Below are 13,594 nucleotides of genomic sequence, written 5' to 3' on the forward strand. Positions count from 1 at the left end.
CATGACCGCCACGCTCGAGACCACTGTTCTGTCTACTGTGGATACTGCCGTCGAACTGGCCGGCGTCCGCAAGGTGTTCGGCCACGGCAGCTCGGCCGTGGTGGCCCTCGACGGGGTTGATCTGAAGGTCAGGCCCGGCGAGTTCGTGTGCCTTCTCGGCGCGTCGGGCTGCGGCAAGAGCACGCTGCTGAACATCGTCGCCGGCCTGGACGGCGCCACGTCGGGTGAGCTGCAGCTCAACACGTCGCGCCCGGCCGTGATGTTCCAGGAGCCCGCTCTGATGCCGTGGCTCACCGCCGCCCGCAACGTCGAGCTGGCGCTGCGCTTCGCCGGTGTGGGCCGGTTGGCGCGCAAGCGTCGTGCGCTGGAGCTGCTCGAACTCGTGCGGCTCGGTGACGTCGCGGACAAGCGTCCGCACGAGTTGTCCGGTGGTATGCGTCAGCGCGTGGCTCTGGCCCGCGCGCTGGCGTCCACCACCGTGTCGGCTGACGGTGCGCCGGCGCTTCTGCTGATGGACGAGCCGTTCGCCGCGTTGGACGCCATCACACGTGACGTGCTGCAGAGCGAACTGCTGCGCGTGTGGGAGACCACGAACACCGCGATCATCTTCGTGACGCACGACGTCCGCGAGGCCGTGCGCCTCGGTCAGCGCGTTGTGCTGCTGTCCTCGCGCCCCGGCCGTGTGGTGCGCGAGTGGGACGTCACGTCGTCCTCCGACACGGTGCTCGACGAGATCAACACCCATCTGCGAGAGGTCATCAGTGGCCACGCCGTCTGACACGCTCGACAAGGTCGGCGCCGGACTCGACGCGCTGGATGTGCCCGTAGAGGCGCACAGGCCGCCGATCTGGCGCCGTTTCCTGAAGACCGGCGTCCCACCGATCATCGCGTTCGCGCTGCTTCTGGGCGTGTGGCAGGCGTTGTGGGCGTCGGCGATCCTGCCGGAGTTCCAGCTGCCCGCCCCGGTCAACGTGTGGAACGAGCTCGTTCGCTCGATCTCGACCGGTGAGGCGTTCGAGGTGCTGTGGACCTCGTTGCACCGCGCGGTGTTCGGGTTCGTCGCGGCGGTGCTGATCGCCACTCCGCTCGGGCTGCTGGTCGCCAAGGTCCGGGTGGTGCGGGCGGCGATCGGGTCGTTGCTGACCGGTCTGCAGTCACTTCCTTCGGTGGCTTGGGTTCCGGCCGCGATCCTGTGGTTCGGCGTGACGCCGTCCACGATCTACTTCGTGGTGCTGATGGGGTCGGTGCCGTCCATCGCCAACGGGCTGGTGGCCGGGATCGACCAGATTCCGCCACTGCTGCCTCGGGTGGGGCGTGCTCTCGGGGCCGGTCGGCTGGCTTCCGCGCGGCACATCCTGTTGCCTGCCGCGCTGCCCGGGTATCTGGCGGGGTTGAAGCAGGGGTGGGCGTTCTCGTGGCGGTCGCTGATGGCCGCGGAGATCATCGCGACGTCGCCCCAGCTCGGTGTCGGGCTCGGGCAGTACCTGCACAACGGGTCGTCGTTGAACGACATCAACATGGTGATCGCGGCGATCTTCCTGATCCTGTTGGTGGGTATCGGGATCGAGCTGCTGCTGTTCCGTCCGTTGGAGCGTGCGGTGCTGCGGGCTCGTGGACTGACGGGGGCGCTGTGATTCCGCTCGTCGCCGTTGCACACGGCAGCCGTGATCCTCGTTCAGCCGCGTCGATTCATCAGCTTTTGGACGTGGTTCGGTCGTTGCGGCCCGAGTTGGACGTGCGCGGGTGCTTCCTGGACCTGTGCGCGCCTCGGTTGAGCGACGTGCTGCGCGGGCCGGCTGTGGTCGTTCCTTTGTTGCTGGGCAAGGCTTATCATGCACGCGTTGATGTTCCGGCCGCTGTCGCCGAGTCTCGGGTGCCTGCGGTGGTGACCGACGTGCTGGGGCCTGATCCTCGGCTGGAGTCGGCGGCTCTGCGGCGGCTGTCCGAGGCCGGGGTTTCTTTTGGGGACCGGTCGTTGGGCGTGGTTCTGGCCGGCGCCGGGTCGTCGCACGGTCCGGCCAACGAGGCCGTGGCGCACGTCGCCCGGCGGTGGGCTCGCGAGTCGGGTTGGGCCGGCGTGGAGGCGGCGTTCGCGTCGATCGCCTCGCCGACCGTGCCCGAGGCGGTTGAGCGGTTGCGTTCTCGTGGAGCCACGCGGATCGCTGTGGCGTCGTGGTTCTTGGCACCGGGGTTGTTGCCGGACAAGGTGGCGTCCCTGGCGGGCGAGGCCGTGGTGGCGCGCCCGTTGGGTGACGACGTCGAGGTGGCCCAGCTGGTGCTGGACCGCTACGACTCCGCCCTCGCCCGCCAGACCGTGGCCGCTTAGGCCTTCTGGTTCGACAGGTACCCGACCGTTGCCCAGCCGATGCCGAGCAACGCTCCCCCGGCGATCGCGACCGCGGTGAGTGCGCTCGAGCCGGAGACCGCGAGCAGGGCGATGACGGCCGCGTAGACCATCGACAGGATGAGCAGGACCAGGCTGGACTTCGTGAGGTGACACTGCTCGCCGCTAGGTGGAGGAAGTGGGCCCAGGTTCGCGTCCGGACGGTCGCTGCCTGGGCTTCGCGCTTTCCAGCGTCCTAGCGCCCAGGCCTCGGGTGGAATGCCATGCCGGCGACGGACACCACGATGCCGAAGCCCAGCCGAACGTCAGCGAAGCGACCGTCAAGAGCCATCTGCTGCACGTGTTCGGGAAGCTCGACGTGAGTGACCGGACAAGAGGCGAAACCTCCACGCTAGCTCATTTGGCCCTGAACACTTCCACTTACGGCCGCCGCCACAAGATCGAATGCGCAGCGCCGTTCGGGCGATGTGAAGTGTGAACTGTTGACGTGAAACCTACTCATGAGTAGTCAGGTGACTACGCCGCGTGCTGGAAATGTCCCTCGTCCACTCATCGGGGAGAGGCCATGAAACTAGCCGGATTCGCGTCCCTGCTACTGGTACCGATGCTGATGTTCTCAGCCACCACCGCGTCAGCAGCTCCGCAGACCATCACCTACAAGCTCCGCGCGAGCGCCGCCGGGCAGTCGTCGGACTTCACTCTCGACCAGGGTGTCGACGCGGCAGCCCCAGCGACCGTCGCGCCCAACGGAACGCTCAAGGTCACCATCGACCCCGCGCCCAACAAGATCCCGTCCGAGGCCGGCGGGCGGCAGGTGCGTGAGATCAAGGGTCTCGCGCTCAGGCTGCCGGTGCCGGGCAACTCGAAGTTCCAGTCCGCGTCGCTGTCCGGCGGCTCCGGGCTGGGTGGCACGCCGACAATCGCCTTGCAGGGCAACGACGTCGTGCTGAGCGTGCCCGGTCCGATCAAGGGCGGCGCGGACTTCGAGCTGCCGACGGTCACGATCAACCTGCAGGCCGGCGGCACCGGCACCATCACCACGAAGCTCGGCGGCACCAGCTACGACGCCCCCGGCCTCACCTTCACCGCCGTCGTCACGGTCATCGGCTTCCCGGTCAACGCCGCCGCGAAGGGCTACCCGGACCCCAGCCCCGTCCTGACGACCACGACCATCGGCTAGTTCCTGATGCCCAACCCCCTGCCGGGCATCAGGAACTAGCGATCAGAGCCGTCATCGTGGCGAGCGTCGTGCGCAGGTCTTCCAGCGAGACCTGCGCACTGACGCGGTTCGCCCACTCGTGCTGCGCCTCCCGCAGGCGCGTGATCGCCGCGTAGCCCTCGGGAGTAGGCCGGACCAGCTTCGCGCGGGCATGTGCAGGGTTCGGCAGGTACTCCGCCAAACCCTTGTCCACCAACAGATCCGTGATCCGCTGCACGGACTGACGGGCCAGCCCGATCTCCCGCGCGATGCCCGACACGGACAACGGCTCGCGCAGCACCGGACCCAGCACCTGCCACCACGCCGCGGTCAGGCCGACGGGCTTCGCCATCACCTCGGCCGCGTCCATGAACGCGCTGTACAAACGAAAAGTCCGCATCACGACGTCGGTGAGGACGTCGCCCGACTCAGTCCTGGACACTCGCCATCAGCCTCTCGAACGCAGCCATGTTGTCCTCGCGGTACAACCCGTACCAGGCGTCCACGGTCTGCGGCCGGTAGGCCTCCAGCTCGAGCAGGATCTCGCGCGTCCACTCCAGCGCGCTCGCACCGCCGGCCGTGATCACGCCGCGGTCCCGCATGGCACGAACGTCCTGGTACAGCTCCGATCCGCCGTACTCGCCCAGCTCGCCGGGGAAGTTCGACGTGTGCTTGACGTCGTCCAGCAGCCCTTCACGCGCGAGCCCGATCGTCGCGCCGCAGATCGCCGCCACCGGCTTGCCCGCCTCCCGGAACCGCCGCGCCAACTGACCCAGCGCAACGTTCGCCCCCGCCTCCCACGAGTCGCTGCCGATCAGGATCAGCATCGCGGAACCGGCAACGTCGACGTCCGCGATCGTCACGTCCGGCAGCATCCGCACACCGCCGATCGTGCGCACCGGGTCCAACGAGACCGCAACCGTCTTGATCTCGTAGCGACCAGGCTGCTGCTGGAACGCCTGGATGTTGATCTGGGCGGCCGCGTGGCCGTACTCCCAGTCCGAAAGACCGTCGACCAGAGCCAGGTACACCGTTGTCATGACAGTATGCTGTCATGAATGACAGCATACTGTCAACAAACCCAAACGCTAAGGTCAGCCACATGGCAGACGAGCTGGTCCACTACGAGGTGCAGCGTGGCATCGCGACGATCACGCTGGACTCCCCCCACAACCGCAACGCCCTGTCGTCCCAGTTGCGCCGCGAGCTCAAAGAGCACCTGAGCACAGCAGCGAAGGACGATCAGGTGCGCGTGGTCGTGCTGACCCACACGGGTTCCGTGTTCTGCTCCGGCATGGACCTCAAGGAGGCCGCCGGCGCGAGCGCGGGAGACCAGGGCGTCAACGAGTTCCCGGCGATCCTCGAGCAGCTTTGGACCAGTCCGAAACCCGTCGTGGCCGCACTCAAGGGCCCGGCCCGCGCGGGCGGCGTCGGCATCGTCGCGGCGTGCGACATCGCCGTTGCCGCCAACGAGGCCACGTTCGCGTTCAGCGAGGTCCGGATCGGCGTGGTGCCGGCCGTCATCTCGGTGACCGTGCTGCCGCGCCTGCTCTCCCGCCAGGCCCACGAGCTGTTCCTGACCGGCGAGGCCTTCGACGCCCAGCGGGCAACCCAGATCGGTCTGCTCAACTCGGCTGTCCCGGTTGACGGCGTCGACGCCGAAGTCCGCCGCTACACCGACATGCTCGCGCTCGGCGCTCCCAGCGCCCTCGCGGCCACCAAGCAGATGCTGCAGCAGGAACGATCGACGAACCTCGGCGACGTCTTCGCGGACATGCTCGAACTGTCGGCACGGCACTTCGGCGGACCGGAGGGCCAGGAGGGCATCGCGGCGTTCAAGGAGAAGCGCAAGCCGTCCTGGGTGCCGGCAGAGGGCTAGAACCAGCCGGTGCACTCGGTCTTGCCCTGCGACGTCCCGCAGGCGCGCATGACCTTGCCGTCGTTCTTGAACGCCGACGTGTACTTGGCGGTGCCGGAGTCGATCTTGGTCTGACCGAGCGGCCCCTCGTGCTCGTTCGCCGTGGGGTCCTTGCGCTCGGTCCACACCTCCTCGCCGGGCGCCCCGGACGAGATGCGGCCCCACGCGCACTTGGACCTGTTCGACGCGCGCAGCTCGATCACCCTGCCGTTCTGCATGGTGATCGGGTTGTCGCCGTCCACCGTGTCGAACGGCGTGAACGGGTCCTCCTGCGTGCAACCGGGGTCGCCCGAACTAGGAGCGGCTTCGCTCATCGCGGCGGCGGACACCTGACCCACGTCCTCGCCCGAATCGCAGGCAGCGGCGGCCGCGGCGAGCACGAGCAAAAAGCCCGTGCGACGGAATTGCGTTCCCATGGAATCGCACTGTCCACTCTGGACAGCGAATCCGCAGCGCGGATCACCGTTCTGTGCGAACAACCCGCAGTTTGTGATCACCTGATTCAGCGTTCCGCTTCACCGCGTCACGAAGGACTTCCGAAACGGAAGGATCCAAATCGACCGGCACGACCAGCACGTACTCACCGGCCGGCAGCCAGGACAGATCGGTCAGGCTGTCGTACAGCGCGTCCAGGTTCTGCCCGAACCACGACGGGAAGTCGAGAGCGGCCGCGATCGCCGAGATCGCCGCGGCCTTTTCCGAAACGAGAATGTGCCGTTTCATTTATTCACGTCCACGACGACGAACGTCGAATAGTGGTCGCCGGTGTAGAAGACTTCCTTTTCCGAACCGGTGACCATCCGGCGCGCGCCCCGGTCGGGACTGCCGGGCGTCGGCACCGTGTACTCCTTGTAGTACCCGGACTTCTGCGCGGGCAGCCGCTTCTCCCGGTTCTCGAACGTCACGCCGTCGTTGCGCGGGTACGGGAACGGGCCCTTCGACTCGATCAGCTTCCACGTCTTCGCGGCCTCGGACGGCAGCTTCGACAGCGCCTCGACGTCGAGCCCCGAGTTCGCGCCGGGCACCTTCTCGGCCTGCGCGGCGCTCGTGACGACCGGCTTGGTGACCTCGGGAGGAGGCCCGGACGTGTTGGTCTTGACGAACCACCCGATCACGACCAGCGCGATGAGCCCGACCAGTGCGACGGTCAGGCGGCGACCAGGACTCACGCGGCGACCTTCTCCGGCTCGGGCTCGGGCTCCGGAGCCGCGTCGTCGACGCGTGACGCCGGGTTCTTCGCACCCCAGTCAGCGACCCGGTCGATCAGCCGCGCCACGCCCAGGCACAGCGGCAGCACCACGATCATCACGACGGGGAACTGCACGGCCACGGGCAGCTGCACGAGCCACAACTCGACGCCGTCCCACCACTGCCAAAGCCAGTCCACGCACGCGAGCCTAGTCTCGTGACCGGTGTCACGGCATTTGGCCAGGCCATCGGTCGGTATGTTGCGAACCATGTTCGCCGTTTACGCAGCAGAACCCAGTCCTGAGAACCCGCTGGCCTCGCTTCGGGTCGGCGAGCGCCCCGAGCCCGAGGTCCCGAACGGGTGGGTGCGCGTCGCGGTCAAGGCGGCCAGCCTCAACATGCACGACCTGTGGACGTTGCGCGGCGTCGGCATCAAGCCCGAGCAGTTCCCGATGATCCTGGGCTGCGACGGCGCCGGCACCCTCGACGACGGCACCGAGGTGGTGCTGCACTCGGTCATCGGCGACCCGAACTGGTCCGGTGAGGAGACGCTCGACCCGAAGCGCACGCTGCTCACCGAGAAGCACCAGGGCACGTTCGCCGACTACGTCACAGTCCCCGCCCGCAACGCACTGCCCAAGCCCGCTGGCCTCACGTTCGCCGAGGCCGCCTGCATGGGCACGGCGTGGCTCACGGCGTACCGGATGCTGTTCGTGAAGTCCGGCCTGCGTCCCGGCCAGACGATGCTCGTGCAGGGCGCCTCGGGTGGTGTCTCGACCGCGCTCATCCAACTGGGCCGCGCCGCCGGTTTCCGCGTCTGGGTCACCGGCCGCAGCGAGGAGAAGCGCGCGCTGGCCACCACTCTCGGTGCCCACGCGGTCTTCGAGTCGGGTGCGCGCTTGCCCGAACGGGTCGACGCCGTGTTCGAGACCGTCGGCAAGGCCACCTGGTCGCACTCGATGAAGGCGTTGAAGCCCGGCGGCATCGTGGTGATCTCCGGCGCGACGTCCGGCGACGCCTCCGCGGCCGAGCTGCAGCGGCTGTTCTTCCTGCAGCTGCGCGTGGTCGGCTCGACCATGGGCACCCGCGAGGAGCTGGGCGACCTCATCCAGTTCTGCGCGCTCAACGGCCTCAAGCCGCAGATCGGCGCGGAGCTGAAGTTCGAGGACGCCGAGCAGGGCCTCAAGTCCATGCTCGACGGTGAGACCGCGGGCAAGATCGTCTTCACCCGATAGCCGTAAACAGCCCGATCGGCCAAAAATCGGCTTCCTGATTGGTGGGCTCGGACAAACCGCGTGACAGTTGACACGCATAGGTTCGCCGGGACCCACCATCAAGGGAGATGACGGCATGACTACGCAGGGCGTCTTCAGGCGCAAGCCCATCGACCAGATCGCCGACGACAAGGGCGACGGGCTCACCAGAACGCTGGGCCTGTGGCAGCTGACCGCGATCGGCATCGGCGGAATCATCGGCGCGGGCATCTTCTCGCTCGCCGGCGCCGTCGCGAACAAGACGGCCGGCCCGGCCGTGCTGATCTCGTTCCTGGTGGCCGGTATCGCGAGCGCGGCGGCGGCGTTCTCGTACGCGGAGTTCGCGGGCCTGATCCCCAAGGCGGGCAGTGCTTACACCTACGGCTACGCGGTGCTCGGTGAGATCGTCGGCTGGTTCATCGGCTGGGACCTGCTGCTGGAGTACACCGCGATCGTGGCGGTGGTCGCGATCGGCATCTCCGGCTACTTCACCGAACTGCTGAGCCTGCTCAACATCCATCTCCCCCAATGGATGCTGGGCGCGCCGGGCACGGAAGGCCAAGGCGTCGAACCCGGCTCCTACAAGGTCAACCTGTTCGCGGTGATCCTCTGCCTGCTGATCGCGTACGTGCTGAACCTCGGCATGAAGAACGCGGCGCGGTTCGAAACCACGTTGGTGTACCTGAAGATCGCCGTGGTGCTGCTGGTGATCGGTGTCGGCGTCTTCCACATCGACACCGACAACTACAACCCGTTCTTCCCGTTCGGCCTGAGCGGCGCTTTCACCGGTGCCGCAACGGTCTTCTTCGCGGTGTTCGGCTACGACGCGATGAGCACCGCGGCCGAGGAGTCGAAGGACTCGCAGCGCCACATGCCCAAGGCGATCATCTACTCGCTGGCGATCTCGATGGTCCTGTACGTGCTGGCGTGCCTGGTGCTCACCGGCATGGTCAACTTCAAGGACATCGACGCGGAGAGCGCGTTCGCCACGGCGTTCGCGGACATCGGTTACAACTGGCTGGGCATCATCATCAGCGTCGGCGCCATCCTCGGCATCACGACGGTGCTCTTCACGTTCCTCCTGGGCGCCGCCCGAGTCGGGTACTCGATGAGCCGCGACGGCCTGCTGCCCAAGTGGTTCGCGAAGACCCACCCGGTGAAGCACGTGCCGTCGCGCATCACCTGGGTGCTGGGCATCGCCTCGGCGGTCATCGCCGGGTTCCTGCCGATCGCGGAGGCCGCCGAGCTCACCAACATCGGCATCCTGCTGGCGTTCGTCGTGGTCTGCGTCGCCGTGATCGTGTTGCGCTACAAGCAGCCCGACCTGCCGCGCACGTTCAGGACGCCGGGCATGCCGGTCGTGCCGATCATCGGCGTGATCTTCTCGATCTGGCTGATCACGTTCCTCAACCCGGAGACGTGGGCGCGGTTCGCGATCTGGTTCGTGATCGGCATGGTCATCTACTTCACCTACTCGCGGCGCCACTCCGTCATGGAGCAGCAGTCCAAGCAGTGACCTGCTGATCGAGCACGGACAGCGGCACCGGTCCGAGCCCGATCACCAGGTCGTGGAACGCGCGAACGTCGAAGCGGTCGCCCAGCCGGGCGGCCGCTTCGGCACGAACGCGCTGGATCTCCAAGCGCCCCACCATGTACGCCAGCGCCTGCCCTGGCACCTCGATGTACCTGTCGATCTCGGACTGGATCTCGGGCTCGGGCATCGCGGTGTTCTCGCGCAGGTAGTCGACGGCCTGCTGCCGGGTCCACCCGAACGCGTGCAGCCCGGTGTCGACCACCAGCCGCCCGGCGCGCATCCCGTCGAGCCCCAGCATCCCGAGGCGTTGCTCGTCCGACGAGTACAGCCCCATCTCGTCCGCGAGCCGCTCGGTGTAGAGGCCCCAGCCCTCCGAGTACGCCTCGATGAACGCGAACCGGCGCAGGTCGGACTGCTCGGTCCCGGCGGCGATGGAGAGCTGGTAGTGGTGCCCGGGAACAGCTTCGTGAAACGCCGTCACCTCGGACAGCGTGCGGCTGCGTTCGGTGGCGCCCAACGGGTTCAGCCAGTAGGTGCCGAGCCGCGACCCGTCCAGCGGCGCCGGTTGGTAGAACGCGATCGCCGCGGTCTCCCGTTCCGCCTCGCCCACCAGCCGGACCTCGCAGCCGACGGAAGGCATGCGACCGAACCATTGAGGTGCGGCGGCTTCGGCCCGCGCGATCGCCTCAGTGGCGTGCGTGACCATCTCGTCTTCGTTGTCCCACAACAGTTCCGTGCGCAACCGCCGGAAGATGTCGGTGACGTCGGACGTGCCCCACACCCGTGAGCCGATCTCCGCGTACTCCTCGCGCAGGCCGTCCATCAGGTCCAGACCGAGCCGGTGCAACGCGGCCGGGGTGTACGAGGTCGTCGTGTAGTTGCGGACGAGGTTGGCGTAGTTCTGCTCGCCCTCCGGCAACCAGCAGATGCCCGGCTTGTCGTCGGGACGGCCTTCCACTGACGTCAGCACCTCGCGAAATCTCGCGATGGCCGCGCGGATCTCCTGCGACGCCGGGCCTTCCCACTCCTGCTCGGGCGAGGCGAGGAAGCTCTCCATCCGCGTCACGCCGGCCTTCAGGTGCCGCGCCAACGGCCGCCGGTCCGAGTCGCGCACCCTCCCCGCCGCTTGGTCGACGTGCCGCGCGATCTTGTGCTGGCGCTTCGACACGTCCACCCGTGCCGCCATCATCAGCAACGCGTTGACCGGTGCGGCGAACCCGTTCCCGACCGTGTGCTCGACCAGCCTGGCGTCGATGCGGGCCACGATCGTCTCGCCCTGGTGCCGCAGCACGGCCAGCGTGACCGGGTCCAGATCGCTCGTCGCGGCGCGGTCGAGGATGCTCACGATCCGCGCCCGCAACGCCCCTTCGCCCTCAGTGCTCAGGTCCGTGAGCTTGTCGTCCCAGTCGGGCATCCCGTACATCGAGGCCAGGAACGGCGACCATTCCATGGCCGCCTCGAACATCTCCTGATCGAGTGACATCAGGCCCTCCCCGCCCAGTCGGTGACCAGGTCCCCCAGCGTCGAGAGCGGCACCGCGCCGTTCTCCAGCACCAGGTCGTGGAACGCGCGAACGTCGAACCGCGCGCCCATCTTCGTCTCGGCGTCGGCCCGCACCCGCTGGATCTCCAGGCGCCCCACCATGTACGCCAGCGCCTGCCCCGGCGTCTCGATGTACCGGTCTACCTCGGAGTCGATCTCCGAGGCGTCCATCACGGTGTTCTCGCGGAGGTAGTCGACGGCCTGCTGCCGCGACCACCCGAGCGCGTGCAGGCCGGTGTCGACCACCAGCCGCCCGGCACGCATCGCGTCGAGCCCGAGCATGCCCAGCCGTGCCTCGTCCGACGAGTACAGGCCCATCTCGTCGGCCAGCCGCTCGGTGTAGAGACCCCAGCCCTCGATGTAGGAGTCGATGAACGCGAACTTGCGCAGGTTCGACAACGACGTCTCGGCGGCGATCGAGAGCTGGAAGTGGTGGCCGGGAATGGCCTCGTGGAACGCCGTCACCTCGGACAACGTGCGGCTGCGATCGGTGGCGTTGAACGGGTTCACGAAGTAGATGCCGGGACGGGACCCGTCGAGCGCGGCGTCCACGTAGTACGCGAACGCGGCGGCCTGGCGGTCCATCTCGGGCACGAACCGGACCTCGCAGCGTGCTCGCGGCAGCCGGCCGAACCAGTTCGGCGCCTCCGCCTCGGCCCGCGCGACGGTCTCCACCGCGCTGGTGAGCATCTCGTCCTCGTTGGCCCACAACAGGTCCGTGCGCAGCCTCCGGAAGATCTCCGGCACGTCGGCCGTCCCCCACACCCGCGAGCCGATCGTGGCGTACTCCTCGTGCAGGCCGGCGATCAGGTCGAGTCCGAGCTGGTGCAGTTCGGCAGGGGTGTAGGGCGCGGTCGTGTAGTCGCGGACGAGCTTGCGGTAGTTCTCCTCGCCGTCGGGCAACCAGCAAAGACCGGCGTGCTCGTCGTCGCGTCCTTCGACGGACAGCAGGAACTCGCGGTACTTCGCGAACGCGGGTCGCAGGTCCGCGTCGCCCTCCCACTCCTGCTTCGGCGAGGCGAGAAAGCGCTCGACGTGGGCCGCGCCGCCCTGGACGTGCCGGCGCAACGGCCTGCGGTCGGTGTCGCGCAGCCGTTGCGCCGCCTGGTCCAGGAACCGCGGTACGAGGTGCAGCCGCCGGGAGAAGTCGACCTGCGACGCCATCCTGAGCAGGGCCGCGACCGGAGCGTTCAGCCCGCGGGCCACGGAGTGCTCGACCAGCCTGGCGTCGATCAGGTTGATGATCGAGGTGGCCTGGTGCCGGATCACGTCCTTGGCGACCTGGTCCTCGTCACTCCCGTCGACGCGGCTCAGGATGTCCGCGAGCCGGGCGCGCAGAGCCGCCTGGCCGTCGACGCTGAGGTCTTCGAGCCGGTCGTCCCAGCCGGGCACGGCGACGACGGTGGCGAACGTCGGCGCCCAGTCCATCATCGCCAGGAACATCTCTTCGGAGAGCGAGGTCACGCTCTCCTTCTTAGCCGCGCTGGAAGCGCTCCGCCAAGGAATTGACCACATCCGTGAGCTCGGCGTGGAGCCTTCGGACGATGTCGGCGGCCGGTTCCGCGGTCGCCAGCGGGTACGTGGTGCCCGCCCAGAGCGACATGACCTCCAGCTCACCGGTCGCGCGCACCGGTTTGGTGAGGTGGTGCACGTTCGGGTACGCGGCGGGCGCGTGCACGCTGTTCTCGATCAGGAACCGGTTCACCAGGCCGCGCGCGGGCCTTCCGGTGAACGCGCGCGTCAAAGCCGTCCTGCGCGCCCCCTCCGCGAGCGCTTCCCGGTGCACCGCAGTGGTTCCCGCCTCCGGGCACCCGAGGAACGCCGTGCCGAGCTGCGCCGCGACCGCCCCGGCCGCCAGCACCGCGGCCACGTCGGCGCCGCGCATCAGCCCGCCGGTCGCGATCACCGGGAGGTCGACGGTGTTGCGGACCAGAGTGAGAGCGGCGAGCGTCCCGTACAGCTCGCCACCGCCGGGCGAGATGCCGTCGTCGGTGAACGTGCCGCGGTGGGCACCGGCGTCCGCACCCTGCACGCACAGGACGTCCGCGCCGATCTGCTGCGCCTGCCGGGCCTCGCTCGGCGTGGTGACCGTCACGACGATCGTCGTCCCGGTCGCCTTGAGCCGCTGCACGTCGTCCGCGTCCGGCAGCCCGAACGTGAACGACACGACCGGCACCCGCAGCGCCAGCACGAGCTCGAGCTTGGCGGCGTAGTTGTCGTCGTCCCAGCGCGGGTCGCCGGGCACCGCGCCGACCTTCTCCGCGCAGGCCGTGACGCGGTCCACGTAGGACGAGATGTCGGCGGTCGGCCGGGTGCCGGGCACGAACAGGTTGACCCCGAACGGCTTGCTCGTGAGCTGGCTCGTCTGGGTGATCTTCTCCGCGAGCTGCTCGACCGTGATGTAGCCGGCCGCGAGGAACCCGAACCCACCTGCGTCGCTCACCGCGGCGACCAGCTCGGGGGTGGAGGCGCCACCTGCCATGGGCGCGGCGATCACGGGCACGGCCAGCGTGTGGAACATGAGCACAACCTAGTTGGACCGGGCGGTGGATGCCCGGTGAAGCAGCTGTGTCCTTGATGACGCAACGGCATTTGGACGAACTCCCCCTGAACTGTG

17 protein-coding genes are annotated in these 13,594 nt (G+C 68.2%); 7 read left to right on the forward strand and 10 right to left on the reverse strand.

All coding sequences use genetic code 11. The features are described 5' to 3' along the window. Position 1: 1 nt before the first annotated feature. The 3 genes from UK23_RS09325 to UK23_RS09335 are packed head-to-tail and all read left to right on the forward strand — an operon-like array spanning position 2 to position 2,326. Entirely contained in the window at positions 2-778 is a 777-nt protein-coding gene (locus UK23_RS09325) for an ABC transporter ATP-binding protein (RefSeq protein ID WP_045310998.1), read from the forward strand. Then, the gene (locus tag UK23_RS09330) at positions 762-1,634 is read left to right on the forward strand and encodes an ABC transporter permease (RefSeq protein WP_082114528.1); all 873 of its coding nucleotides are present in this window, start codon (positions 762-764) and stop codon (positions 1,632-1,634) included. Before UK23_RS09325 ends, UK23_RS09330 begins: the two co-directional genes overlap by 17 nt. Next, positions 1,631-2,326 (forward strand): sirohydrochlorin chelatase, encoded by a 696-nt coding sequence (locus tag UK23_RS09335; RefSeq protein ID WP_156212980.1) that lies wholly within the window; start codon positions 1,631-1,633, stop codon positions 2,324-2,326. Before UK23_RS09330 ends, UK23_RS09335 begins: the two co-directional genes overlap by 4 nt. Here the strand turns inward: UK23_RS09335 and UK23_RS54540 are convergent. Further along, positions 2,323-2,457 carry a hypothetical protein gene (locus tag UK23_RS54540; RefSeq protein ID WP_269112256.1) on the reverse strand — a complete coding sequence of 45 codons (135 nt, stop codon included), beginning with the start codon at positions 2,455-2,457 and terminating at the stop codon, positions 2,323-2,325. The genes UK23_RS09335 and UK23_RS54540 overlap by 4 nt on opposite strands. 452 nt (positions 2,458-2,909) lie before the next feature. Between UK23_RS54540 and UK23_RS09340 the strand changes: the two genes are divergently transcribed. Beyond that, positions 2,910-3,524, forward strand: a complete 615-nt coding sequence (locus tag UK23_RS09340; protein WP_045310999.1) for a hypothetical protein — start codon at positions 2,910-2,912, stop codon at positions 3,522-3,524. A 28-nt stretch (positions 3,525-3,552) separates the two neighbouring features. Here UK23_RS09340 and UK23_RS09345 read toward each other — a convergent pair whose 3' ends face one another. Next, positions 3,553-3,984: a MarR family winged helix-turn-helix transcriptional regulator gene (locus tag UK23_RS09345; protein WP_231114436.1), complete on the reverse strand. Its 432-nt coding sequence runs from the start codon at positions 3,982-3,984 to the stop codon at positions 3,553-3,555. Continuing rightward, positions 3,971-4,582, reverse strand: a complete 612-nt coding sequence (locus UK23_RS09350; protein WP_045311000.1) for a DJ-1/PfpI family protein — start codon at positions 4,580-4,582, stop codon at positions 3,971-3,973. Before UK23_RS09350 ends, UK23_RS09345 begins: the two co-directional genes overlap by 14 nt. 62 nt (positions 4,583-4,644) lie before the next feature. Here UK23_RS09350 and UK23_RS09355 point away from each other — a divergent pair, with 62 nt between their 5' ends. Further along, entirely contained in the window at positions 4,645-5,421 is a 777-nt protein-coding gene (locus tag UK23_RS09355) for an enoyl-CoA hydratase family protein (RefSeq protein ID WP_045311001.1), read from the forward strand. Here the strand turns inward: UK23_RS09355 and UK23_RS48415 are convergent. The 4 genes from UK23_RS48415 to UK23_RS09375 are packed head-to-tail and all read right to left on the reverse strand — an operon-like array spanning position 5,418 to position 6,847. Further along, positions 5,418-5,876: a hypothetical protein gene (locus UK23_RS48415; RefSeq protein ID WP_156212981.1), complete on the reverse strand. Its 459-nt coding sequence runs from the start codon at positions 5,874-5,876 to the stop codon at positions 5,418-5,420. The genes UK23_RS09355 and UK23_RS48415 overlap by 4 nt on opposite strands. Before the next feature lie 43 nt (positions 5,877-5,919). Continuing rightward, a complete protein-coding gene (locus UK23_RS09365; RefSeq protein ID WP_045311002.1) occupies positions 5,920-6,183 on the reverse strand; it encodes a barstar family protein in 264 nt (87 codons plus the stop codon). Further along, on the reverse strand, positions 6,180-6,629 hold the full coding sequence (locus UK23_RS09370; RefSeq protein WP_045311003.1) for a ribonuclease domain-containing protein: 450 nt from the start codon (positions 6,627-6,629) through the stop codon (positions 6,180-6,182). The genes UK23_RS09365 and UK23_RS09370 overlap by 4 nt, the downstream gene beginning before the upstream one ends. Further along, positions 6,626-6,847 carry a hypothetical protein gene (locus UK23_RS09375; RefSeq protein WP_045311004.1) on the reverse strand — a complete coding sequence of 74 codons (222 nt, stop codon included), beginning with the start codon at positions 6,845-6,847 and terminating at the stop codon, positions 6,626-6,628. The genes UK23_RS09370 and UK23_RS09375 overlap by 4 nt, the downstream gene beginning before the upstream one ends. Before the next feature lie 70 nt (positions 6,848-6,917). On the opposite strand from UK23_RS09375, the gene UK23_RS09380 reads away from it, so the two are divergent. Both UK23_RS09380 and UK23_RS09385 read left to right on the forward strand, forming a co-directional pair. Then, entirely contained in the window at positions 6,918-7,883 is a 966-nt protein-coding gene (locus tag UK23_RS09380) for a zinc-binding dehydrogenase (RefSeq protein ID WP_045311043.1), read from the forward strand. 115 nt (positions 7,884-7,998) lie between these two features. Beyond that, complete coding sequence (locus UK23_RS09385; RefSeq protein ID WP_045311005.1) at positions 7,999-9,417, forward strand: amino acid permease; 1,419 nt, start codon at positions 7,999-8,001, stop codon at positions 9,415-9,417. Here UK23_RS09385 and UK23_RS09390 read toward each other — a convergent pair. The 3 genes from UK23_RS09390 to UK23_RS09400 are packed head-to-tail and all read right to left on the reverse strand — an operon-like array spanning position 9,392 to position 13,498. Next, complete coding sequence (locus UK23_RS09390) at positions 9,392-10,918, reverse strand: DUF885 domain-containing protein (protein WP_045311006.1); 1,527 nt, start codon at positions 10,916-10,918, stop codon at positions 9,392-9,394. The genes UK23_RS09385 and UK23_RS09390 overlap by 26 nt on opposite strands. Beyond that, entirely contained in the window at positions 10,918-12,441 is a 1,524-nt protein-coding gene (locus UK23_RS09395) for a DUF885 domain-containing protein (protein WP_330770019.1), read from the reverse strand. The genes UK23_RS09390 and UK23_RS09395 overlap by 1 nt, the downstream gene beginning before the upstream one ends. Positions 12,442-12,451: 10 nt before the next feature. Continuing rightward, the gene (locus UK23_RS09400; protein ID WP_045311008.1) at positions 12,452-13,498 is read right to left on the reverse strand and encodes a nitronate monooxygenase; all 1,047 of its coding nucleotides are present in this window, start codon (positions 13,496-13,498) and stop codon (positions 12,452-12,454) included. Positions 13,499-13,594: the final 96 nt, after the last annotated feature.

The organism is Lentzea aerocolonigenes (genome assembly GCF_000955955.1).
Classification (GTDB): Bacteria; Actinomycetota; Actinomycetes; order Mycobacteriales; family Pseudonocardiaceae; genus Lentzea; species Lentzea aerocolonigenes_A.

Excerpts from the sequence above, each read along its gene's own strand:
- UK23_RS09325 (WP_045310998.1), top strand. The coding sequence starts at position 2 with ATGACCGCCACGCTCGAGACCACTGTTCTGTCTACTGTGGATACTGCC.
- UK23_RS54540 (WP_269112256.1), bottom strand. The coding sequence starts at position 2,457 with ATGGTCTACGCGGCCGTCATCGCCCTGCTCGCGGTCTCCGGCTCGAGC.
- UK23_RS09340 (WP_045310999.1), top strand. The coding sequence starts at position 2,910 with ATGAAACTAGCCGGATTCGCGTCCCTGCTACTGGTACCGATGCTGATG.
- UK23_RS09350 (WP_045311000.1), bottom strand. The coding sequence starts at position 4,582 with ATGACAACGGTGTACCTGGCTCTGGTCGACGGTCTTTCGGACTGGGAG.
- UK23_RS09355 (WP_045311001.1), top strand. The coding sequence starts at position 4,645 with ATGGCAGACGAGCTGGTCCACTACGAGGTGCAGCGTGGCATCGCGACG.
- UK23_RS48415 (WP_156212981.1), bottom strand. The coding sequence starts at position 5,876 with ATGGGAACGCAATTCCGTCGCACGGGCTTTTTGCTCGTGCTCGCCGCG.
- UK23_RS09365 (WP_045311002.1), bottom strand. The coding sequence starts at position 6,183 with ATGAAACGGCACATTCTCGTTTCGGAAAAGGCCGCGGCGATCTCGGCG.
- UK23_RS09380 (WP_045311043.1), top strand. The coding sequence starts at position 6,918 with ATGTTCGCCGTTTACGCAGCAGAACCCAGTCCTGAGAACCCGCTGGCC.
- UK23_RS09385 (WP_045311005.1), top strand. The coding sequence starts at position 7,999 with ATGACTACGCAGGGCGTCTTCAGGCGCAAGCCCATCGACCAGATCGCC.
- UK23_RS09390 (WP_045311006.1), bottom strand. The coding sequence starts at position 10,918 with ATGTCACTCGATCAGGAGATGTTCGAGGCGGCCATGGAATGGTCGCCG.
- UK23_RS09400 (WP_045311008.1), bottom strand. The coding sequence starts at position 13,498 with ATGTTCCACACGCTGGCCGTGCCCGTGATCGCCGCGCCCATGGCAGGT.